Raw genomic sequence first — 23719 nt, forward strand, 5'->3', positions numbered from 1 at the left:
ACCTTATTGCTTTCAATTATTGGACCAATTCAAGATTTAATTCTTGAATTTTTTGTTGATTGTCAAGCATTTTTTGCTCGGAAACTGTTAATTTTGGGGAAAGTTCTCTGGTTTGACTCGCAATTAACAAGTCGATCCAAGTTTGCACATCTGTCACAATTTTTTCAGGAACCGGATATAAATACATTAATTGTAATGACAACAATCCCTGTAAGCTTTCATACAACGCCACATCTTGTTGTCCCAATCGACGCCGTAATTCTTGCTGAGTGGCCTCACTCACCGCGTCGGCCCCCATCACGGGTAATTTGGCCGGAATCAGCGTGAGTTGTGTCTGATCCAGCCAAATAAACGTTACTTCATCAGTCACGCCTAAGCCCTTCAAGGTATACAACACCTCAACCCGTGAAAGCTGATGCAAAAATGGATCTACCAATAAGAATTTGGCCGCCGTCAGGTATTTCGCAAAGGTTAAGTGTTTAGCGGTTGTAAGACGTGGAATCTGTGCCGCAACTGGCAACTCTGAGAGGTGATAGAACTGTTTCATCGTCGCGGTTAGGGTTTGTGCCATCGTTCTCTCGGCGTCTTGTTCTGCGGCAAATATGCGCTGCTGGGTAGTCTTCAACCATGCTGGTGCCGACTGGACCCGTAGTTGGGCCGACAACCGTGCCTGAATAAATTGCTGACTTTGACACAAGCAACTGATCAAAGTGTCCGCAGTCTGATCAGATTCCAGATAGCGGGTCTCATATTCTAAAGCCAGTAAACTGGCTTGCGTGTAATTCTGCGTATGGCACAGCGCCGTCACCAATTGTAAATTCAGCTCATAATTCTGATCATTTTGATAAGCTGCTTCTAGCGCACTTGTGGCAGCCGACCAGTCACCAGCTGCAGCGGCTGCTTGCCCAGTCGCAATTAATTGTTCCGTTGTTCGCACAGGTTGACTCCTTTCTTAAGTAACAAAAAAGTCGGGATTTCCCGACTAATCTGAGCTAATTTTAAGCTTCATCTTCGGTTGTAGCCGTCTCCGACTTCGCCTTTTTAGTATGGCGCCGATGATGCTGATTGACTTCCATAATGACTGGCAGAATAACCGGGTGACGCTTGGTTTGATCCCATAAATAATGGTTCAACTTTTCGCGTACCGCTTGCTTTAAGTGACCCCAATCGAATTCTTTGTTATCCAAATTCGATTGAACGGTTTCTTTCACTAATTCCGCACTTTCCTGCATCAAATCCTTGCTGGTTTTGACATAAACAAAGCCACGAGACGTGATTTTAGGCGTTGAAATAATCTTTTTCTTCTTACGATCAATCGTGACAACTGCCACAAAAATACCGTCCTCTGACAAGATCTTCCGATCGCGCAAGACAATGTTCCCGATGTCACCAACGCCAATCCCATCAATCATGGTGTCACCAATTTCAACAGAACCAGCTAAATGCATCTCATCGCCGTCATAGACGTATTGATCCCCTTTAGCTGTGATAAAGATGTGATCATCTGGGATGCCCACTTCTTTAGCAAATTCGGCATGTGATTCCAACAAGCGATATTCGCCTTGAATTGGCATGAAGTATTTCGGCTTCATCAGGTTCATCATCAACTGGAGGTCACGTTTCGTCGCATGACCCGACGAATTCATTTCATCAGCAATGGCTTTCACATCTGCTCCAGCCCGATAAATCATATCACGGGTTTTCGCAACGACTGTTTCCATTGAATGTGATGGTGTGGTCGTAATAAAGACCAGATCACCGGCTTCGATGTTAACCTTGCCTTCTTGCTTGTTCGACATCCGTTGCAAAGCTTTAATCGGTTCGCCCATGCGACCAGTCTGCAAAATAACGACCTGTGAAGGTTCTAGCTTTTCAATTGACTTGAGTGGCACCACCACATCGTCAGGCATCTGTAGTTTTTTGAGTTTTAAGGCGGTGTTGATAATACTTTCAACATCACCAGGCATTAGCGCTACTTTACGACCTGACTTAGCAGCTGCATCTAAAACTTGCTGAATTCGTAAGATGTTTGATGCGACCGACGCCACAATGATACGACCATTGTGATACTTAAAGGTTTCCAACACATAAGAGGCAATCTCATGTTCACTGACAGGTTGATCAAAGTTTTCTGAATTAGCCGAATCACTCAACAAGGCTAAGACACCCTTAGCACCAATTTCAGCTAACCGCGCAAAATCCGTTTGGTAACCGGCAGTTGCTGTTGGATCAAACTTGAAATCACCGGTGTAGACAATTTCACCAACATCCGTTTGCAAGACAATCCCCATTGAGTCGGGAATTGAATGCGTTGTCCGGAAAAATGATGCCGTCACATTGCCAAAATCTATTTCGGTTTTTTCATCGACGATATGAAAATCGGTAAAGTTCTTAGCTTTCGGATCCTTTTGTAATTGAATTTTAGCCAATTCAATCGTTAATTCCGATCCAAAGACTGGCACGTTAAACTCATTCAAAAAGTACGGTAACGCACCGATTGCATCTGCATGACCGTGAGTCAAAAAGACGCCGACAATCCGATCTGCATTTTCCCGCAAATAACTGAAATCTGGAATGACGATGTCAATCCCCAACAATTCATTTTCCGGGTACTTCAAACCGCAGTCTAAAATATAGATGTCGCCATCTACTTCAACTGCATACATATTCTTACCATTTTCACGAACCCCACCAATGGGGGTAATTTGTACTTTAGAACTCAATTATTTCACCTTGATTCATTTAATATTTAGAGTGGCATACAATTTGGTTTGTTGTGCATCATTTAAAGGCAAGATTGGTAAACGTGGTTCACCAACGAGTTGGCCTAAGTGATTTAAAGCGGCTTTAACTGGTGATGGCGATGGCGCACTAAACAGTGCGGCCATCTTAGGTGTTAAGTCCCGCTGATATTTTGCGGCCTTAGCAATTTCACCTTTGGCAACGGCTTGGAACATCGCCGTCATTTCATCACCGTAAATATGGCTGGCAACGGAAATGACGCCCGCGCCACCAATTTCCTTAGCAGCGAGGCTTTGTGAGTCTTCACCGGTATAAACTAGGAAATCAGCCGGGGCATTTTCCACGATTGCGCCATATTCTTCCATCGAGGTACACTGCTTAATCCCAATAATATTGGGATTTTGTGCCAGTTTCAGCACAGTGTCTACTTCCATCTTAACAATAACCCGTCCTGGAATATTATAAATAATGACTGGCAAACCACCTTGATCAGCAACCGCGGTAAAATGTGCGATCATCCCTGCTTGATCTGGCTTATTGTAGTATGGCACAACGACCAAAGCCGCATCGATACCTTTGATCTGACTAACCTTTTGCGTAAATTCAATCGTCGCTGCGGTACTATTTGAACCAGTCCCAGCGATAATTGGGACGCGGCCAGCCACAATTTCAGCAGCCTTTTTGAGTAAGCCCAACTTTTCAGATTCCGTTAATGTGGGAGCTTCACCGGTCGTTCCGCCAACCAATAACCCTTGCGTACCATGTGCCAATAAATGCTCAATCAAGCTACTTAAGCGTTCATCATCGACTTGTTGTTGATCGTCAAAAGGTGTCACCATTGCAGTCATTAAGTCAACATTGTTAAAGTTCATGAATTAAAACTCCTTATTTATAAAATTTTTACAAGTATTTTCATACTTGAGCCGAATAAATAACTCTCTTCAGTTTACCACATTTTAAACTAAAGCAATAGCTCGGCCATTCGGCACCATAACGCCCCCGTTAGTGACTCCGCTGCCACCAAAAATATCGTCCCCAAAGCCCGAGAACCAACGCAACAAAAAATGCTGTCACCATAAAGATTGGTTGATAGCCCCAGTGGTTCGCAATCATGGCCCCGAGCAGTGGTCCAACCACATTTCCCGTTGACTGCGCCGATTGATTCAAACTAAAGATTCGCCCAAATGCCGCTCGCGGCACTCGTTCAATCGTTAAAACTTGAATTGCCGGCAATAATGCCGCATCCGCAATACCTAACACAAATCGTAAAATAACCAATTGCCAAATCTGAACGACAAAGCTCGTCAATGCTAGGTTCACGACTGCCAAGCTCAAAAAAATTACTAAACAACGGGCAGCCCCCATTTGATCCAACCAGTGACCGATTCTTCCCGCCATCATTACAGTCGCCAATCCCGGTGCCGCCGCAACTAAGCCAGTCATCAAAACAACTTGACTGGGAGCGGTTGATAATTGGCTGACAAATAGACTTAATATTGGCGTAATGGCATTTGTTGTTCCCTGAATAACTAATAATGATGAAAATAAGGCAATTAAGAATGGCTGACCAACCTGACGTAACACCGGTCGCAATGGCGGTAACTCATGGCGACTAATGGGGCTGACTTTTTCAGTCACCCCCCACCAAGTTAAACTGAAGACGATTGCCATCAGGAGTCCAGTAACAAAAAAAGCCCCTCGATAACCGACACTACTCGCAAGTACCCCGCCAAGCAGCGGTCCTAACAAACTACCCGTAATACTGCCGGTCACTAATTTACTTAACTGTTGCCCTCGAGTGGCGACCGGTGTGGTCAATGAAACCAACGCATTCGTATTATTAATATAGCCTGAAAAGGCCCCTTGTAACGCTCGTAATCCTAATAATACGGTCACATTCGGCGCAAGACCCACACCGATGATCGTCAGGGCCATCACCCCAGAGGCCCGTAAGCACATCAACTTACGCCCTTTTAAATCTGCCAAGCGTCCCCATAGCGGCGAAACCAGCGCTTTGCTCACATAGGTCACTGCAAATGCCACTGCCCCCAAACCATTGAGTTGCTGAGTCGTGAAAGTGCCCATCGTTTGAATATACAACACAATAAATGGCAAGGTCATCGCATTACCTAATTCCGTAATCAAACTACCAAACCACAAAATTTTAAAATTCCGTCGTAACTCAACTGTCACCATCATTAAACTTCCCTTCACTAACTGCTTCAATTTCACAGTATAGCGAACAACCGTTTGCCTATGGTCAATTTTTCGTATTGTTTATGTAATGGTCAGTGTAAAAAAGTTTACAAAAAAAGAACCGCCCGCAGGCAGTCCTCTTGAAATTCAATATTAACGACGAAGACCAAGATTTTGGATCAAATCACGGTAACGGTTAACATCTTCCTTACGCAAGTATGCTAATAAGTTACGACGATGACCAATCTTCTTCATCAACCCACGTTGTGAGTGGAAGTCTTTCTTGTGAACACGTAAATGTTCGTTTAATTCGTTGATGTCTTCAGTTAAAACTGCAACTTGGACCTCAACTGAACCAGTATCGCCTTCGTGACGGGCATATTTGTTAATAAGTTCCGTCTTTTTTTCGCGTGAAATTGCCATGTGTATCAACCACCTTTCGAATAATTGCCCCAAACTGAGTAAGTCGCTGGTGGTGCGCGATAAACTAAGTAAAGGGTTGCTGAACACTTGATATAGTCTAGCAAAGACGCGTCCGAAAAGCAAGCCTTTGAACATATCAAGTCTAATCACTTTACACATAACAGTTGCAATCAGGCCGGGGCTTATGTATAATAGCATTTGTTGAAAAAATGATGGAGGTGAATCTGATGCCAATTATCAAATCCGCTATTGAACGCGTGAAAACAAACAATAAAGCAAATGCTCGTAACACCACTCAAATGAGTGCGATGCGGACTGCTGTTAAAAAATTCGAAAATGCTAAAACTGCCGGCGCTGACAACGTCGATGATTTATACTTAGCAGCCGTTAGCGCTGTTGACAAAGCAGCTTCTAAAGGGCTTATCAAACGTAACAAGGCTTCTCGTGACAAGTCACGTATGGCTGCTCGTTACGCTAAGTAATGTGCATTCCCAACTCCCAAGCATCTGCTTAGGAGTTTTTTTATTGCCAAAAATATCGTGCTAAACGTTAACTCACAAACGTTTAGCACGATATTTTTTAGGCACGTGTTCCCACTGCCCGTCGTTCATTGACAAATTGAACCATAAATAACTCAAATAATAATTCTGGATCGCGTTGCGTCGTTTTCATTTGCACTTCTGTCTGAAGTAAGCCTAGATAGGCCGCCCGTAATGTTTCCTGATTAAATTGGCGGACAACTTGCATTGCCAACTTAACCCGATATGGATGAACTTTAAGCGTACTGGCCAAACTACCTTGACTGTACCCTGCCCGCTCCAGAATCTTCACTTGTAATAACAATCGAAATTGTCCTAACAAGATCGCATTAATCTTCAATGGTGCCTCTTGGGCAGCCACGAGTTCATGGTAAAGTGAGACAGCAGCCTGCGTTTGATAGCGTAAAACATCATTAACTAAGTCGAACACGTTTTGCGTTAGCGACTTGGTCACCAAGGCATTGACTGCAGCTAATTCGATCTGTTGCGACTGAGCTGCATAGATCATTAATTTAGGTAACTGCGCCATAATCGACCCAAGCTGACCATCCGTCCGATTCAACAATTCTTGAAATGCCGCCGGTTCAATCGTGATTTTTTTGGCTTGTAAAGCTTGTTGTACATAAGCTTGTGTCTCACGTTCGGAAACCTGATTGACCTCAACAATAGTTGCTTGCTTTTTTAACGATTTTACTAATTTTTTTCGAGCATCTAACTTCTCGTATGGTGCCATCAAGACCAAAATTGTCGCAGGTTCAGGATGATCAAAATAGGCCTGTAAGGCCTCTAAGTCATGGTCAATTTTACTTTTCTGATGCTCACCGGTCAGAAAATAAGGATGATTGATAAAGACCAGGCGTCGCTCGCCAAAAAAAGGCGCTGACATCGCGTCATCCAGCGCAACGGCAACTGGGGTACTTTCCATATCATAACTACCAACATTCATGGTTCGTTCTTCACTTGGAATTACCTTGAGTAGCTGTTGTTTGAGTTGATCAGCTAGATAATCTACAGTACCTAAAACAACGTAGATTGAAGCCAAATTTCCCGTTTTAATGGCCTTAATGGCCTGCTGTGCGTTGATAATAATTACCTTCCTTCAAAAAAGTGGTCCAATAACTCGACCGGCCACCACCAAAGTGATAAGTGATCATGCCTTGCAACGCCGTCGAATAAGTTTGGATGTGTTTGGTCCGTAATGTCGCTAAAGTTTCTGCATTCGGATGACCATAGCGATTGTGGCGACCAACTGATAAGATACCACGTTGGACACCCAGCTGTTGTAACACCTCTGGATCAGAAGCAGTTTTACTGCCGTGATGTCCTAATTTTAACACATCAACCTTCAGCGTCGGATAACGCGCCACAATTGCGCGTTCACCCGCACGGTCCAAATCCCCAGTGAACATAAATTGTTGACCGCCAAAACGCCCCGTCAGAACTAAGGAATCACCATTCTCAGCCTTTCCTGGTTGAAACGGATGGACTGCCGTTAACCCATCTGCAAAACGTTGACCCGCCAACACTTCGCGCACAACCGGTTGGCCAAGCGCCGGTTGCAGTAACCGCCTAAATTTAGGCAACGCCGCCATCCCGGCAGGCACCACAATTTGTCGCACCCGAATCAACTGCAATAATCGGCCCAAATCCCCCATATGATCAACATCTTTATGTGACAAATAAACCGTATCAATTTTTGCAATGCCCAATTGGTGCAAATACGGCACCGTAATCGTTTCAACTCGAGCCCGCGGCGGTATCCCCTGTTGCCAACTCGGCCGTGGAAATTGTAACCGGCCGCCGGTGTCGATTAAACTGACCGTTCGATTAAACGGTTGGCGAATTAGGATGGAATCCCCCTGACCAATATCAATAAATTGAATCGCCCCTTGCCACGGCCAATGAAGTGTCATCACCATGACAGTATAAGCCACAACCAACTCGACCATCAGCCGTTTAGTCGGTCGTCGTATCAGCCACAGGGTCATTAACCCAATCAACCAAGCTACCCAGGCCGGTGGTTGACCAATCGTCAATAGTCCGGGCAAAGTCCCGACCCAATTAATGTTGGTTTGAAAAAGCGCTAAGCCCCAATCACACCACCTAGCAATCATTGGCAGCCAAAAACCGACACTGGCCCCAATCAAAGTCAGCGGCAGTAACAACCAAGTAAAGATTGGTGCAACCAGCAAACTCACTCCGATCGTCAACAAGTGCCATTGCGACGTTGCCAATAGGATGACTGGTAAACTCAACAACTGAATCCAAATAGCCAATCGCCACGGTGGCAACGCAGGCATCAGAATTAAGAGTAATGCCAGACCATAGCTCAACTGCCCACCCAATTGTAGTAACACTAATGGATTCTGACAAATTCCGAGTAATAGTGCCACACTCCAGCCGGCAATTGCACCCTGCTTTTTGCCAGTGATGAGCTGCCAAGCCAGTGAAAGCATGACGGTCACAACCGCACGCTTCAAGCTATCCGCGGCCCCACCTAAAATTAAATACAGTGGTAATAATCCTAATAACCAACTATCAATGGTCGGTAGACTCAAATGGCAACGGACTAACCCCCAACGTAATAGACCGATTAGTAAGATCACGTGCATTCCAGACAAACTAAATAAATATAAGAGTTCCAACTGTTGGACACCAGTCATCGCGGTACGAAATGTTGCTGGACGTGATCCAATTAATAAACTAGTGGCATAAAGTTGCAACGTTTTAGGTAAACGGGCACTGGCAAGCATGAACTGCTTTCGCCAATGGTGAACCATGTCCACGATTTGCCAAACACCTGAGCGACCGACCAGAACACGTTCACGAACAGCTGTTAAGGTAAACTGTCGGTTAATTCCCTGACTACGATAATAATTAGGCACGTTAAACTGTCCGGGATTCGTCGGTGGCAAAACCGGCGCCAATTCACCCTCAACCCGCCATTTCGTCCGCTGCGTCAGTTGTTCAAGTTGACGTTTTTCTCGTGCATCAGTCAAGCGACCATAAACAATTAAACGCCCCGCTGAACTGTCAGCAGTCAACTGATACTGCCCACCATTGACACTAATTTGATCTGGCTGAACCGTCAACATCGTCTGAATCGTACGCGGATTCTCACGCTGGATGTGTGCAAACTGACTATTTTGATAACTCATCCAACCAGCCATCACCACAACTACCAGCAAGTTAAAGATTAAAATTCCACGATGTTTCAAACACAACAGGCGGCCAATCCAGCCCAACCACAAAATGGCGGCCACCCATTGTTGACCCACGAGCCAACTACTCAGCAGACCGCCACTGATTGCGGCAAAGAATAGGGCGCGCAATTAGTTACGATTTAATAAAATACGATCTAACCCTAATTTATCTAGGTCAGTCTGGTCAAATACCACCTGTTGCAATTCGACCTGTTTACGGTCAATCAATGACATCGCATAGGCATCATTGTGATAATTTCGTAAATAATGAATCTTAGTAATTCCAGCCTGCAACAGCATCTTTGTACACTGCAAACAAGGAAAATCAGTGACATAAATTTCGGCGCCATCTGTGGCTGCACCAAACTTCGCACACTGCAAAATGGCGTTCATTTCCGCATGAATCGTGCGCATACAATGACCATCGACCAAATAACAGCCCTCATCAATACAATGAACGTCACCAGACACGGAACCATTGTAGCCACCAGCAATAATTCGCTTGTCACGCACAATCGTCGCACCAACTGAGAGCCTTTCACAAGTACTACGCGTTGATAATAAGACCGCCTGCATCATAAAATACTGATCCCATGGAATACGTTGATCTTTCATTATTTTGCCTCGCTTTCAATGACAGTAGTATACCAAATTGTTGCGCTCACGACTAGACAGTCAGTTGGTCGCGAAATTTAGCCAGCGTCTTATCGCCAAAGCCACCAACCTTTTTGAGATCGGCCACACTTTTAAAATCACCGTGTTGGTCACGAAAAGCAATAATCTTTTCCGCTTTCTTCTGACCGACACCGGACAATTTTTGTAGTGCGGCCACATCCGCCGTGTTTAAATTAATTTTATCTTTGGTTGCACCAACAGCGGTGCCCTTACTTGTTTTGCCACTCGTATCAGTGGCAGTGGCTGCCTTACTGGTCGGTGTTGTCGGTGACGCCAAAGCAGGGGCTTTTTCTCCTTTGACTGGGACGTAAATCACCTGTTGGTCAACCACTTTCGCCGCTAAATTGACCTGACGCTGATCGGCCTGTGACGTTAGCCCCTTCGCCAAGGCAATGGCATCCGCCACGCGCATTTTCGCAGTGACCTGATACAAGCCCGGCTGTTGGACTGCCCCCTTGACATCAACATAAAGCGGCCCACTCGTGCTTGCTTTTAGACGACTAGACTGGGCTGTCTTCGTTGTAGAACTTTTTGTCGCTTGAGAGGACATTGCCGCCGTCCCCAGCGGTGTCGCTGTCACTGGTGGTCGTAATACCGCCACTAACCCAATCAATCCCAGTCCCAAAACAGCCACGCCCACCAGCATAGCAACCAATAATCGATGTATTTTCACCCACGTTACCCATTCATTTCCCATTTAATCCTGCCCCCTAACGTCTTTCAATTACGCAGAAGGTCAGCGAATATCATTTTATGAGTCAAAAAAGGCTGTGACCATTGTCACAACCCCTTAATGTGTCGTTAAATATTTTATTGCTTCGTTAAATGAACTTACAGGGACGACCTTCATCGCTGGCGCATATTTTTTTGCTGTTGCCTTGGCCAGCTGATAATTCGTTTGATGGCCTTCTTCCAATGCTAGTACCGCCTTGGTTGGTTTGACGTACGGCGCAAAGAAAATAGTCGCACCGGCTTTTTTAGCCGCAATGATTTTTTTGTCGATCCCGCCAATTTCGCCCACCGTACCGTCTGGATTAATGGTCCCAGTGCCAGCAATTTTTTGTCCGTGACGCAAATTTTGATTGGTTAACTGTTGATAAATTTGCAAGCTAAACATCAGTCCCGCCGAAGGGCCACCAATTGAGCCTGGATTGACTTTGACCGGGATCTTAGTCGTCACTTTCACATCATCCGTCAAACCGACACCAATCCCAGCCCGCTTCGTGCTCAATTTAATCAGCGGTGCAGTCACTTGCTTGGTCTTCCCGTCACGTTGCGTCGTAATGGTCACTTGATGCCCTACACCCTGACTGGCGATATACTTTTGATAGCCTTGGGCCGTATTAAAATGACGACCATCGACCTTAGTAATCGTATCGCCAACCTTAACCTGATGTTTAAATTTTGAGTTAGCTTGAACCTCTAACACATAAATCCCACGATAAGTCTTTTGATAACTCGCATGTGCGGCAGAATAGGCCGTGGCAATGGCTTCGTTGATTGCACTCTGCATATAGAAATTCTGAACCTTGTCATAAGTGGCGTCATCTTGACCACCTGTCACCTCAGTCTCACTGATAACCGAATAATGCGGATTGAGTTGCGCATAGAGCCAAGTGATCGGTCGTGCCGGTGCCTGCAATACAGACGTCAACATAAACTTTCCTGAACGTTGATCAGCGTGACCTTTAACTTTAACAAAGGTCTTCAAGTTATTTGCGCTACCCGGGCCTTCAATATAATACGGTAAGGGCGTATAACACAACACCAAAATGGCGATTAATGTCACAATCGCCCACCAATAGTGTCGTAATAACTGTTTTACTTTTGACATTAGTCACGTTCCTTTAGTCGCTGCGTCAACTGTTGTGCCACCTCATCTGGGACATACTCGCTGACATCCGCCCCCATCTTAGCAACTTCCTTAATCAGACTTGAGGAAAAATAAGCAAAGGGTGGCCGCGCCAACAAACAGACGGTCTCGATATCTGCACTCAAAGATTGATTCATCCAGGCAATATCGCGTTCATAGCCAAAGTCTTGTTCATTTCGCAGCCCACGAACTAATACGGTCGCGTGTTGTGACGCCATAAAATCGACGGTCAACCCCGTTGCTGCCTGAACACGCACGTTAGGTAATTCCGCCACGGCTGCTTCAATCAATTGCACTTTTTCGGTTTTGGAAAACAGAGCTTGTTTGCTCGTATTAGTCATCACCGCAACGATCAACTCATCAAATAACCGGCTGGCACGTTCAATCAGGTCCAAATGTCCCCTAGTTACCGGATCAAAACTTCCGGGAAAGACTGCAATGGTCATACCTCTGCCTCCGTTGCAACTTTTTGATAAATCGTCAAGTAAGTGATGCCATAATTTTGACGCCGGACTAACTTAAATCCAGTGATCTCATCCGGTAAGTCTGCATTGGCATCGGTCTCACAAATAATATGACAACCGTCATTTAACAAGCCCAACGCCTGACACTTTAAAATGTCCTTAACGATCTGCTGTTTGGCATATGGCGGATCTAAAAAGACCCAGTCAAACCGCTCATTCTTAACAGCCAGTTGTTCAAGAACTCGCTTGGCGTCACCCTTGATGACTTCAAACCGCTCTGGTGCTTTTGTGACCGCCACATTTTCTTTAATTGTTTTGATGGCCTGATACTGACGGTCAATCAAGACAGCTTGATCAACTCCACGTGAAACGGCTTCAATACTCAGTCCACCACTGCCAGCAAACAAATCTAATGATCGACCACCATCAAAATACGGGCCAATAATATTAAATAATGCTTCTTTAATCTTATCTGTCGTCGGCCGGGTTTGCATGCCGGGAACAGCTTTTAACCGGCGACCACCAAAATCTCCTGCTACAATCCGCATTTATTTTCACCAACTTTAATCTTCATCATCAACTGGCACACCTGTCTGGGGCTTAAAGAAGCCTTGATCAACCCGTTCACCGAAGTTCATATCGATATCCGGACGATAAGACGGTTCAACGCGTCGAACAAAATTTAATTTTTTAAGTTTGGCCATCGTGGGCTGCACTTGGGCTTCATCCATGTAAATAACGACATAATGTTGTTGGCGCGATTGATATTGAATCACACCATAACGCTTCAACTGTCGAATTTGTTTCATCGAATGCAGGTAAACAATCACCGAACGCCGTGGTTTTACTGTAAATTCCATCGAATAGCCACCTCTTTTACTTTCTATCTTTTTAAATGTTAGGCTAGATTACCACGTTCGTCAAGGTTTAGTCTTTGCCTATAAAACTGCGTCCCTCAACAGAACGTCCCAAGTGACTAAAAAGGTCTGAACCAGCTAACCGGTTCAGACCTTTTCGAGGCAATTCCTATTTAGGTGTAATTTCTAGCAATAGATCATCCGTTTGAATGACGTCACCAGCACTAACATACGTGTGTTCAATCACGCCATCTTCTGGTGCTTGAATCGTAGTTTCCATCTTCATCGCTTCAGTAACCAACAATGGTTGGCCCTTCTTGACTGTGTCACCCTTCTTAACGAGGAGCTTCAAGACAGACCCGCTCATGGTTGCCCCAACTTCATTTTCGTTGGTTGGTTCAGCCTTGCGCGTGCTGGCCGCCGTTTGATGGACTGAATTATCCTTAACAGTAATTTCTTGATTCTGACCGTTAATACTAAAGTACAACGTCCGAATCCCATCAACATCCGGTTCACTGATTTGGTTCAATTTGACGATCATTGTCTTACCCTTGGCTAAGGCAACATCGACCGTTTCACCCAGCCGCATCCCTTGGAAGAAGGTTGGCGTATCTAATAATGACACGTGCCCATATTGTTTGTGTTGCATTTGATAGTCCAAGAAGACTTTAGGATACAAGATATAACTCAAAACTTCTTGTTCCGACGGTTCATGCCCAATCTTAGGGGCTAATTCCGCTTTGGTCGCGTCAAAGTCAGCTGGTTTTGCCAAAGAACCTGGCCGAACTGTCAAGCCTTGACGACCTTTCAAGATAATCTTTTGTAACTTCTTCGGGAAACCGCCAACTGGTTGACCAATATTCCCAGCAAAGAAATTGATGACTGATTCAGGGAAATCTAGCTTTTCACCGTGATCGTAAACATCATCCGGCGTCAAGTTATTTTCAATCATAAATAAAGCCATATCACCAACCACTTTAGAACTTGGGGTTACTTTGATGATATCCCCAAACATGTCATTGACAGTCGCATACATTTCTTTAACTTCTTCCCAACGATCGCCTAAACCTAAGGCTTTGGCTTGTTGTTGTAAGTTAGAGTATTGACCACCTGGCATTTGGGTTTGATAAATATCGGTCTGTGGCCCAGTCATCCCATTTGAAAAATCTTGGTAGTAAGGTCGAATTCCTTGCCAATAACGATTGATTGTTTCCACATTTTCAATATCAACTGCGGGCTGCCGATCATTATGGGCTAAGGCGTAATACAACGAGCTCATTGACGGTTGACTCGTCGTCCCCGACAAGGCACTGGTAGCGACGTCCACAACATCAACACCAGCATCCACGGCACGGGCATAGGTGAAAATCCCATTGCCAGTCGTATCATGCGTGTGCAAATGGACTGGAACATCCAACGCGTCTTTTAAGGTCGCTACTAACTCGTAGGCAGCTTCTGGCTTCAAGACACCAGCCATATCCTTAATTGAAATAATATCAGAACCAATTGATTGTAAGTCCAACGCCAATTGCTTGTAGTAAGCCAGCGAGTACTTCTCGCGCTTAGGATCCATAATATCACCGGTGTAACAAATCGTTCCTTCGGCAATTTTACCGGTTTCCTTAACCGCTTGAATACTCTTCTCCATCTGTGGCACCCAATTCAAACTATCAAAGATCCGGAAAACATCAATCCCACTCTTGGCAGCTTCCAAGATAAACTCGCGAATCACATTATCTGGATAATTTTGATAGCCAACCGCATTGCTACCACGGAATAACATTTGGAATAAGGTCCGTGGCATGGCCGTCCGTAATTTACGGAGCCGGTCCCACGGATTTTCATTCAAGAAACGATAGGCCACATCGAAGGTTGCGCCGCCCCACATTTCATACGAGAACAGTTCAGGTAAGGCCTTTTGTGACGCTTCTGCGACCGCTAACATATCTTTGGTCCGCATCCGTGTCGCAAACAAACTTTGGTGCGCATCCCGCATGGTTGTATCGGTCAATAAGACTTCTTTTTTAGCTAACAACCAGCTTTGCAGACCAGCCACACCCTGTTCGTCTAAGACATCCTTGGCAGTCACAATCTTTTTACTGATTGGGGCAAAATCATCTTTGAACTCAACATCTGGATAATACTTCTTAGAGTGTTGTGCCACGTCTGGGAACCCGTTAACCGTGGTATTCCCGATATATTTCAGCATTTTATCTTCTTGCTGCGTATCATCTGGAAACTTAAATAATTCTGGTGTCAAATCGATAAAGCGAGTATTGGCTTCGCCTGCTTGAAACATGGGATGATCGATCACATTCAACATGAACGGAATATTGGTCTTCACGCCACGAATATCAAATTCAACGAGCACTCGGCGCATCTTGTGCACGGCTGCCTTAAAGTTACGCGCCACAACACAGGCCTTGACCAATAATGAGTCAAAATATGGTGTTACCACCGCGCCAGAGTAAGTATTACCGGCATCCAAACGAACCCCGTTACCACCTGGAGAACGGTACGTCTCAATGCGACCAGTGTCAGGCATAAAGTCATTGGCCGGATCTTCGGTCGTTACCCGACATTGAATCGCGGCACCTTTATAAGTTAAGGCATCTTGATGTGGTAAATGTAAATCTTCGAATAAATCACCGCCCATGGCAATCTTTAATTGCGCATGCACGATATCAATTTCAGTAATCATTTCGGTGACAGTGTGTTCAACCTGCACGCGGGGGTTAACTTCCATAAAGTAGAATTGATCCCCTTCGACCAAAAATTCGACCGTTGCAGCGTTCAAATAATGGACATGCTTCATCAAACGAACCGCAGCATCACAAATGTTCTGACGCAATTCAATTGGTAAGGCGACAGCAGGCGCAAATTCAATCACCTTTTGGTTACGACGTTGCACGGAGCAGTCCCGCTCGAATAAGTGCAAAATATTACCATGAGCGTCCCCTAAAATCTGAACCTCAATGTGTTTTGGATGAGCAATGAATTTTTCTAAGTAAATTTCGTCATCACCAAAAGACTGCATCGCTTCTGAACGGGCACGGTCGAACGCTTCTTGTAATTCGGAAGCTTCATGAACGATCCGCATTCCACGACCACCGCCACCCATGGCAGCTTTGATCATGATTGGAAAACCATATTTTTTTGTGAATTGAAGTGCTTCATTCAAGCTAGTGACCGGGTGCGTCGTGCTTGGAATCGTGGCAACACCGGCATCGGCCGCAACTTGTTTAGCCGTGATCTTATCACCGAACATTTCCAAGTGTTCCGGCGTTGGGCCGACAAAGGTCAAGCCTTCCTCAGCACAACGACGTGCAAAGGTCGCATTTTCGGATAAGAACCCGTAGCCAGGATGAATCGCATCAACGTCATTCTCCTTGGCAATCCGAATAATATCTTCAATATCTAAATAAGCTGCAATTGGTGCGAGGCCTTCACCGACTAAGTATGCTTCATCAGCCTTAAAACGGTGAACGGAAAATTCATCTTCTTTAGCGTAAATTGCCACGGTCTGTAGGCCTAATTCGTGACAAGCCCGGATAACCCGTGTCGCAATTTCACCACGGTTAGCAATTAATACTTTCTTCACCAGAAACCCCTCATTTCCAAATTAGATTGACTTAACTCTCCTGACGAACTGCGGTAGCTCGCGAAATTTTTTCGATTGAACTGATATTAAGCACCAGTCCAAGTGAAAGCGTGAGTACCATCATACTGGAACCGCCGTAACTGACAAAGGGAAAAGTAACCCCTGTAATTGGAATCAAGCCGACGATTCCGCCAACATTAATAAATGCTTGAATGGTTAAATAAGCAGCCACTCCGTAACAAACCAACGTATTAAACGTGTTATTCGACCGCACACCGATATAAATCGTGCGCCCAACGATCACGAGTAATAAACCCATTACAAACAGAACCCCTAGTAGGCCCAGTTCTTCTGCTGTAATCGACATAATAAAATCAGTATTGGGTTCCGGTAAATAGCCACGTTTTTGCAAGCTATTCCCGATACCAACACCGGTAAAACCACCATTTGAAATGGCATAATATGAATTCACCAATTGCGTCCCAGCGCCAGAAGCCGTCTTAAACGGATTAATAAAGCCGAGAAAACGCCGCAATTGATACGAATTCGCTAACACACTTTGAGGAAGACGACTCATCATGGGAACCAAAATCCATTCAAATCCCACAACCGCAGTCGCGAAGACGCCAATCCCAAACAGATAGGACATCCCACTTGCAAATAAAATCACCGCGGCAATCGCCATATTGATGGTAGCACCCCCAATATCAGGTTGGATCACAATAAGTAAAATCATTGCTCCTAACATGATTATCTGTGCAGTCAAATCACGCAGTTTGGCAAACCCTAAGCGCTGTTCACGCTGCGCAATCATCATTGAGAGGTACACGATCAAGTAAAACTTACAAAACTCGGCTGGCTGAACGGAGATTGGTCCTAAAATGATCCAACCAGCAGCCCCATTGATTGATTTACCAAAGGCCCGGAGTATCACTAGTACACCAATCATAATGAATCCCAACCATCCCCATAGCCGTCCACGCTTGAAGTAATCAATCTTTAAGTTCATAACAAACAAGGCAATGCCCAGGCCCCCCACGACCCACACGAGCTGACGGATTAAATAACCCGTTGGAGATGACCCATTGTCTGCTGCAACGTACGAACTTGCGGAATAAACCATGACGATCCCGATACCACATAAAATGAGATATGGGATAAAGAGGACATAGTCCATGTTGTGCATTTTCTTTGACATGACAGTCAATCCCACCTTAACTAATCTGAGTCGCTAAAACGTTATTAGCTGGCTCATTCTATAAAAGTTCGCTTGCAGTAATTATAGCATAGTCGCAATTACCGCAACCTGTGAAATGATGAATTTGTCTCGTCTTTTTAAACTTTTTTAAGCAGCCAAATTTCCGCATTTAGTCTCCACACTCCGGGCACTTAATTGACACATGATTGCAAAAAAAGCACGACCCCTTTTACGGAGTCGTGCTTTGAAGAAACGTGAATCAGCTTATTTAGCCATCTTACGTTTCTTGGCTTCTTTTTCACGTGAATTCGTGTTCAGAATCGTCTTACGTAAACGGACGTGTTCTGGTGTGATTTCACAGTATTCGTCACTGTTCAAGAATTCCAATGATTCTTCAAGTGTCAAATGAGTAGGCGTCTTGATTGTTGCAGTCAAGTCCTTGTTTGATGAACGAACGTTGGTCATGTTCTTACCTTTAGTGATATTAACTGAAATATCATTTTCACGGCTGTTTTGACCAACAATCATCCCTTCATAGACATCAGTACCTGGGTCAACAAAGATCGTCCCACGTTCTTCGATACCCATCGTAGCGTACGTCGTGGTCTTACCTTGGTTAATTGAAACTAAGGCACCATTCCGACGGCCAGGGTTCCAGTTCTTAATAACTGGGGCATACTTAGCATACGTATGGTTCATGATACCGTAACCACGCGTTAATGATAAGAATTCAGTTGAGTAACCGATCAAGCCACGTGAAGGTGCTAAGAAAGTCAAACGAGTTTGACCATTCCCAGTACTTTCCATGTTCTTCATTTCACCCTTACGTTGTGACAAGGTATCAATGATGGCACCGGTATATTCATCTGGTGTATCGATTTGAACGGATTCGAATGGTTCGCTCCGAACACCTTCAACATCACGATAGATAACTTCTGGACGAGATGCTTGTAATTCATAACCTTCACGCCGTAACGTTTCGATTAAGATTGACAAATGCAATTCCCCACGACCAGAAACGACCCATGAACCAGGTTCGTCAGTATCGTCAACACGCAATGACACATCTGTTTCCAATTCTGACTTCAAACGTAATTCCAATTGACGAGCAGTCACGAATTTACCTTCTTTACCGGCAAAAGGTGAAGAGTTCGTTCCAAATGTCATTTGTAAGGTTGGTTCATCGATCCGTAAGATTGGTAAAGCTTCTGGGTTACTTGAATCAGCAACCGTTTCACCAACGTTAATATCTTCCATCCCGGAAACGGCAACCAAGTCACCAGCGTGGGCTTCGTTGATTTCCAAACGTTGTAAACCGAAGAAACCGAATAACTTAGTGACCCGGAAGTTCTTCTTGCTACCGTCAAGCTTCATAACAGCAACACTGTCACCAACTTTGATGGTTCCACGGAAGACCCGGCCAATCCCAACACGACCAACATAGTCATTATAATCAAGTAAAGCAACTTGGAATTGTAATGATTCGTCGGAGTTGTCAATTGGTGCTGGAATCGTCTTGATAATGGTATCGAAGACTGGTTTCATGGTGTGTTCTTGTTTTTTGGGATCTGATTCGTAGCTTGAAGTCCCGTTTAAAGCTGAAACGTAAACAACTGGGAAGTCTAATTGAGATTCGTCAGCGCCTAATTCGATGAATAGGTCTAAGACTTCGTCAACAACTTCTTCAGGACGAGCACCTGGGCGGTCAATCTTATTGATAACCACGATAGGCGTCAAATGTTGTTCCAAGGCCTTTTTCAAGACGAAACGCGTTTGTGGCATTGTCCCTTCAAAAGCATCAACAACTAATAAGACCCCATCGACCATGCGCATGATCCGTTCAACTTCACCACCGAAGTCAGCATGTCCTGGTGTATCCAAAATGTTAATTTGTTTGTCGCCGTAACGTACGGCCGTGTTCTTTGAAAGGATCGTGATACCGCGTTCCTTTTCAATGGCATTAGTGTCCATCGCCCGATCATCAATCTGGACGTGTTCATCTAAGGTATCCGATTGTTTAAGCATTTCGTTAACCAAGGTTGTCTTACCATGGTCAACGTGGGCAATAATGGCAATGTTGCGGATATCATCTCTAAATTTCAAAATTGATCTTCCTTTCATCCTTCAAAAATTCTAACTATCCGATTGATAGCAGAAATCTTACATATATTAATACAATCTGGCATTACTATCAAGTGACACGTGCGCCTTGATTGACGCGTAATGCCGTTTTCATCGGCTTTCATCAATTGGCATAAAAAAACTGTGACGGATGGGTCACAGTCACACCGTTCATCTGACAATTGTCAAAATAGCACGTTGCGCACTTTTAGTCGCTATTAGTACAGCACCAGATGATAACATATTTACGGGCTTGCCGTCAACTTGTGAAACAACCAGCCCTAACGTTTCAGCTAACACTCGCCCGGCAGCAAAGTCCCATGGGCGTAGATAAGACAGGTAACCGACCAATTCGCCAGCTAAGACTTGACTAATCTGAATGCCAGCACTACCCATAATTCTTGGGCCTAAACTAGCATGTGCGATCGCCTGCATCGCATAACGATCGTGAATAAGTAACGGCCCACTGGCACCAAACAACCCATCAGCCAAGGCCAGGTCAGCCGGCGCCTTTAGTGGCTTTGAATTGACCGTCACACCTAGTTCAGGGCCACCAGCAAACAACCGATCCGCCATCACATCATAGATATATCCCAGCGTTGGTTCACCGTCAATATAATACCCAATCATCATGGCAAAGTGGTCGCGCTGATGCACAAAATTCATGGTCCCATCAATGGGGTCCACGATCCAAACATGTCCAGCCATTGACGTCACGTTGTCGCCTAAACCTTCTTCGCCAAGAATTTGGGCATGCGGATCTAGTTGGCGCAACCCATGGACTAAAAAGTCCTCGTTACTCTTGTCAACATTAGTCACCAAATCTTTGCGACTAGTCTTTTGAGCGACCGTTAACTGGGTCCCCATCTGAGCCAAGACGTGTGTCCGAGCTTCTTGAAGTAACCCCTGCACGGTGTCATTTAATTGTTGTAATGTTGTGATTGCCACTTGCTTCACCTAGTCTCGATATTGAAAACGCTGTTTGTCGGTCGTTTGTGCCGCTTGCATCGTTTTGTAGATGCTTAAGCCAGACGCCGCTTCAAAAGCACGCCCCAGTTGCTTCTCTTCTGATTTAGCGGTGACAATCGTTTTAAAAGCGCGATACGCTGCTAATAATTCTGCTGTGGGCACACTACTATCATTGGCGGCTTCAATCTGTTCATAAAACTTGCTCACCGTAATAATTTCGGCGGTCGTCCAAGCGTCATTCAATGGATATTGATAATTCTCAGGCCTGTTCATTGTCATTTTGATCAAACTCCCCTGCTTCAACACGGTCTAAATCGTGGCGAACTTCACCAGCGATTTCCGCGTATTCTTTTTGTTCTTCGTCTGATAAAACCATGTCAGCCAAACGTTTGATACCGTTGGCACTGATCAAAACTGGTGAAGACAAGCCCACCAATTGATCATCGGTCGTGTCCTGCACATTTGTAACCGTGCCGATAAACGGTGCTTGATCATAAAACGCGCGTAAGACTTGTACCAATGCTAACACACTCAACGTTTGATTGGTAACAATCGCTGGCTCATCAATTCGTTCTTGATCGGCACCCATTTCATCGGCGCCAAAACTAATATCTTGATTCGCCAAGTAAGTCAAAACGGGAGCTGGGCCAATATAAGAACGACTCCAAGAAATCAAATGCTCACGGGCGGTCCCAACCACAAAGGCATGCACATCGTTGGCGCCAACACTTAATTGGTCTTGCAAAAGTCGTTCTAGCAACCGACTCTGTGGCAAAGTACCGAGTCCAAGCACCCGTTGATGATCAACACCACTAAAACGCGCCGCTAAGACACTCAAGACTGAGTCATTGCTACCAGTTAGAACTAACTTGCCATTAAACCCGGCTGCCATGGCGGCATTGATAAATTGACGGAAAAGCGGCAATGTTGCCTTTAAGTCAGCCTCAACATCTCTGTCAGCGGCCAATGGGACTAAATTGCCAATAATAAGCGTATCGGCTTGTGAATAATCAGGTTTTGCAGGCGTCTGTAAGGTAAAACGGCGACAAGCAGAACTAGCGGTAATCAATGATTGGTAACGCGGTGCTTCGTCGGCCTCAGCCGCAACGATCAAGTTCAATGGCAAATCTTTCGCCATCGCAATCAAAATGAGTTGTTGTACAAATTCAAATAAACCACGAATAATAACAGTATTGTTCATGAAATTTCTCCCCACTTTCGCTAATAATTGTACCCGAGCTGTCAACTTATTCAAGTAAAGTTTAAGTAAATCTTGACCATTATGACAACTTGAACAAGCTTGTCAGCCAGTCACGAAAGTTATTTTTATGTACGCTCATGACAGTCCTAAATAACGCTAAATGCCCCGTGCTGTCATGAGCAAAACAAAAGTTTGAGACCGTTAAGCCTCAAACTTCTGAATTTAATCTTTAATTAATCACGCTTAGATATGCGTTGGGTAACCCATCGCAACATCTGCAGCTTCTTGGACAACTTCGCCCAAGGTTGGATGTGGATGAATTGTCAAAGCTAAATCTTCAACGTTCATGCTGCCATTAACGGCGACACTTAATTCAGAAATCAAGTCACTCGCACCAGGACCAGCGATTTGTGCCCCAACAATGGTGCCTTCATCCTTCGTTGAAACGAGACGGAAGAAACCTTCCATCGAGTTCAATGAAATGGCACGACCATTCCCAGCAAATGGGAATTTCGAGGTGGTGACACTCAAACCAGCTTTTTCAGCCTCTGCCTTAGTCATCCCCACCGTTGCCAATTCAGGATCTGTGAAACATACGGCTGGCACAGAAACATAATCGTTAGCGGTCTTCTTACCACTGATGGCACCAGCAGCAACTTTACCTTCTGCGAAGGCTTTGTGAGCCAATGCTGGACCAGCAACAATATCCCCAATCGCAAAGATGTCTTGTGCAGCAGTCCGGCCTTGTTGATCAACTTCAATCAACCCACGGTCTGTCAATTTGACATCCGTGTATTCAAGCCCCATATCATCGGTGTTAGGCCGACGACCAACAGTAACCATGCAGTAGTCAGCACGAACGGATTGTTCCTTGCCATCGACTTCATAAGTAACCGTGACACCGTTATCATCTTGTTCCGAGTTCTTTGCCATTGCGTTTGTCACAACAGTGACACCCTTATCTTTGAAACTCTTCAAGACTAATTTAACCATGTCTTTTTCAAAGTTTGGCAAGATTTGTGGCGTTCCTTCAAGAATCGTCACGTGCGCACCAAGGTTAGCGTAGGCACCGGCTAATTCAGAACCAATATAGCCGCCACCAATGACAACTAATTCTTTTGGCACTTCTGGCAAGTTCAAACCACCGGTAGAATCTACTACCCGGCCATTAAACTTGAATCCAGGAATTTCAACTGGACGAGAACCAGTCGCGATAATTAGATGCTTAAATTTATAAGTTTGACCCGTGTGGTCGCCATTCATAACACGTAACGTATGGTTATCGTGCATGTAGGCTTCTCCTTCAACGACTTCGACCTTATGCTTCTTTAATAACATCTTAACCCCGCCAGTTAAGCGGTCAACAACTTGATGATCTTTCCAATCTTGAGTCGTCTTAAAGTCTAAGACTGGGTCTTGAATGTTTTTAATCCCAAAGATTTTACTATCTTTGACTTCTTGGAGCCGATGACCAGCACTGATCAAGGCTTTCGATGGAATACAGCCCACGTTCAAGCAAACCCCACCAACATATTCTTTTTCAACGACAGTCACTTTTTGACCGAGTTCAGCGGCCCGAATCGCGGCAACGTAGCCACCAGGACCCGCACCAACGATCATTGTATCGCGTTCTTCAGCAAAATCTCCTACAACCATT

General features: G+C 44.9%; 21 protein-coding genes. 1 reads left to right on the forward strand and 20 read right to left on the reverse strand.

Translation table 11 applies throughout. The features are described from left to right. Positions 1–16: 16 nt before the first annotated feature. The 5 genes from FFM64_RS06790 to rpsO all read right to left on the reverse strand — a co-directional run bounded on the left by FFM64_RS06790 (position 17) and on the right by rpsO (position 5361). The gene (locus tag FFM64_RS06790) at positions 17–937 is read right to left on the reverse strand and encodes a hypothetical protein (RefSeq protein WP_137607256.1); all 921 of its coding nucleotides are present in this window, start codon (positions 935–937) and stop codon (positions 17–19) included. Positions 938–998: 61 nt separating this feature from the next. Then, entirely contained in the window at positions 999–2723 is a 1725-nt protein-coding gene (locus tag FFM64_RS06795; protein ID WP_137607257.1) for a ribonuclease J, read from the reverse strand. A gap of 15 nt (positions 2724–2738) precedes the next feature. Continuing rightward, the gene (dapA, locus tag FFM64_RS06800) at positions 2739–3614 is read right to left on the reverse strand and encodes a 4-hydroxy-tetrahydrodipicolinate synthase (protein ID WP_137607258.1); all 876 of its coding nucleotides are present in this window, start codon (positions 3612–3614) and stop codon (positions 2739–2741) included. A gap of 130 nt (positions 3615–3744) precedes the next feature. Then, positions 3745–4941, reverse strand: a complete 1197-nt coding sequence (locus FFM64_RS06805; RefSeq protein ID WP_137607333.1) for an MFS transporter — start codon at positions 4939–4941, stop codon at positions 3745–3747. Between the two features lie 150 nt (positions 4942–5091). Next, complete coding sequence (gene rpsO / locus FFM64_RS06810; protein WP_122551502.1) at positions 5092–5361, reverse strand: 30S ribosomal protein S15; 270 nt, start codon at positions 5359–5361, stop codon at positions 5092–5094. 227 nt (positions 5362–5588) lie between these two features. Here rpsO and rpsT point away from each other — a divergent pair, with 227 nt between their 5' ends. Further along, a complete protein-coding gene (gene rpsT / locus FFM64_RS06815; RefSeq protein ID WP_137607259.1) occupies positions 5589–5843 on the forward strand; it encodes a 30S ribosomal protein S20 in 255 nt (84 codons plus the stop codon). Positions 5844–5940: 97 nt separating this feature from the next. Here rpsT and holA read toward each other — a convergent pair whose 3' ends face one another. From holA to lpdA, 15 genes are all read right to left on the reverse strand, one after another. Continuing rightward, on the reverse strand, positions 5941–6984 hold the full coding sequence (holA, locus tag FFM64_RS06820; RefSeq protein WP_171000322.1) for a DNA polymerase III subunit delta: 1044 nt from the start codon (positions 6982–6984) through the stop codon (positions 5941–5943). After that, the gene (locus FFM64_RS06825) at positions 6962–9178 is read right to left on the reverse strand and encodes a DNA internalization-related competence protein ComEC/Rec2 (RefSeq protein ID WP_223876918.1); all 2217 of its coding nucleotides are present in this window, start codon (positions 9176–9178) and stop codon (positions 6962–6964) included. Before FFM64_RS06825 ends, holA begins: the two co-directional genes overlap by 23 nt. Positions 9179–9232: 54 nt before the next feature. Continuing rightward, positions 9233–9718 (reverse strand): ComE operon protein 2, encoded by a 486-nt coding sequence (locus FFM64_RS06830; protein WP_137607262.1) that lies wholly within the window; start codon positions 9716–9718, stop codon positions 9233–9235. A 52-nt stretch (positions 9719–9770) separates the two neighbouring features. Continuing rightward, positions 9771–10475, reverse strand: a complete 705-nt coding sequence (locus FFM64_RS06835; RefSeq protein ID WP_137607263.1) for a helix-hairpin-helix domain-containing protein — start codon at positions 10473–10475, stop codon at positions 9771–9773. A 93-nt stretch (positions 10476–10568) separates the two neighbouring features. Beyond that, positions 10569–11612 (reverse strand): SepM family pheromone-processing serine protease, encoded by a 1044-nt coding sequence (locus FFM64_RS06840; protein WP_137607264.1) that lies wholly within the window; start codon positions 11610–11612, stop codon positions 10569–10571. Then, complete coding sequence (gene coaD, locus FFM64_RS06845) at positions 11612–12097, reverse strand: pantetheine-phosphate adenylyltransferase (protein ID WP_137607265.1); 486 nt, start codon at positions 12095–12097, stop codon at positions 11612–11614. Before coaD ends, FFM64_RS06840 begins: the two co-directional genes overlap by 1 nt. Beyond that, positions 12094–12663: a 16S rRNA (guanine(966)-N(2))-methyltransferase RsmD gene (gene rsmD, locus FFM64_RS06850; RefSeq protein ID WP_137607266.1), complete on the reverse strand. Its 570-nt coding sequence runs from the start codon at positions 12661–12663 to the stop codon at positions 12094–12096. The genes coaD and rsmD overlap by 4 nt, the downstream gene beginning before the upstream one ends. Positions 12664–12678: 15 nt before the next feature. Continuing rightward, on the reverse strand, positions 12679–12975 hold the full coding sequence (locus FFM64_RS06855) for a YlbG family protein (protein ID WP_137607267.1): 297 nt from the start codon (positions 12973–12975) through the stop codon (positions 12679–12681). A 166-nt stretch (positions 12976–13141) separates the two neighbouring features. Next, on the reverse strand, positions 13142–16573 hold the full coding sequence (locus tag FFM64_RS06860) for a pyruvate carboxylase (protein WP_137607268.1): 3432 nt from the start codon (positions 16571–16573) through the stop codon (positions 13142–13144). Between the two features lie 31 nt (positions 16574–16604). Further along, a complete protein-coding gene (locus tag FFM64_RS06865) occupies positions 16605–17771 on the reverse strand; it encodes an FtsW/RodA/SpoVE family cell cycle protein (protein WP_137607269.1) in 1167 nt (388 codons plus the stop codon). Positions 17772–18035: 264 nt separating this feature from the next. Further along, entirely contained in the window at positions 18036–19874 is a 1839-nt protein-coding gene (gene typA, locus FFM64_RS06870; protein ID WP_137607270.1) for a translational GTPase TypA, read from the reverse strand. A gap of 189 nt (positions 19875–20063) precedes the next feature. Further along, positions 20064–20840, reverse strand: coding sequence for an inositol monophosphatase family protein (locus tag FFM64_RS06875; RefSeq protein ID WP_137607271.1), 777 nt, complete (start codon positions 20838–20840; stop codon positions 20064–20066). Between the two features lie 9 nt (positions 20841–20849). Continuing rightward, on the reverse strand, positions 20850–21140 hold the full coding sequence (locus tag FFM64_RS06880) for a UPF0223 family protein (RefSeq protein WP_223876919.1): 291 nt from the start codon (positions 21138–21140) through the stop codon (positions 20850–20852). Continuing rightward, entirely contained in the window at positions 21121–22062 is a 942-nt protein-coding gene (locus FFM64_RS06885; protein ID WP_137607272.1) for a Rossmann-fold NAD(P)-binding domain-containing protein, read from the reverse strand. Before FFM64_RS06885 ends, FFM64_RS06880 begins: the two co-directional genes overlap by 20 nt. A gap of 243 nt (positions 22063–22305) precedes the next feature. Continuing rightward, positions 22306–23718 carry a dihydrolipoyl dehydrogenase gene (lpdA, locus tag FFM64_RS06890; protein WP_137607273.1) on the reverse strand — a complete coding sequence of 471 codons (1413 nt, stop codon included), beginning with the start codon at positions 23716–23718 and terminating at the stop codon, positions 22306–22308. Position 23719: the final 1 nt, after the last annotated feature.

Origin of the sequence: Lactiplantibacillus daoliensis, from assembly GCF_005405005.1 — a bacterium.
In the GTDB taxonomy this organism is placed as follows: Bacteria; Bacillota; Bacilli; order Lactobacillales; family Lactobacillaceae; genus Lactiplantibacillus; species Lactiplantibacillus daoliensis.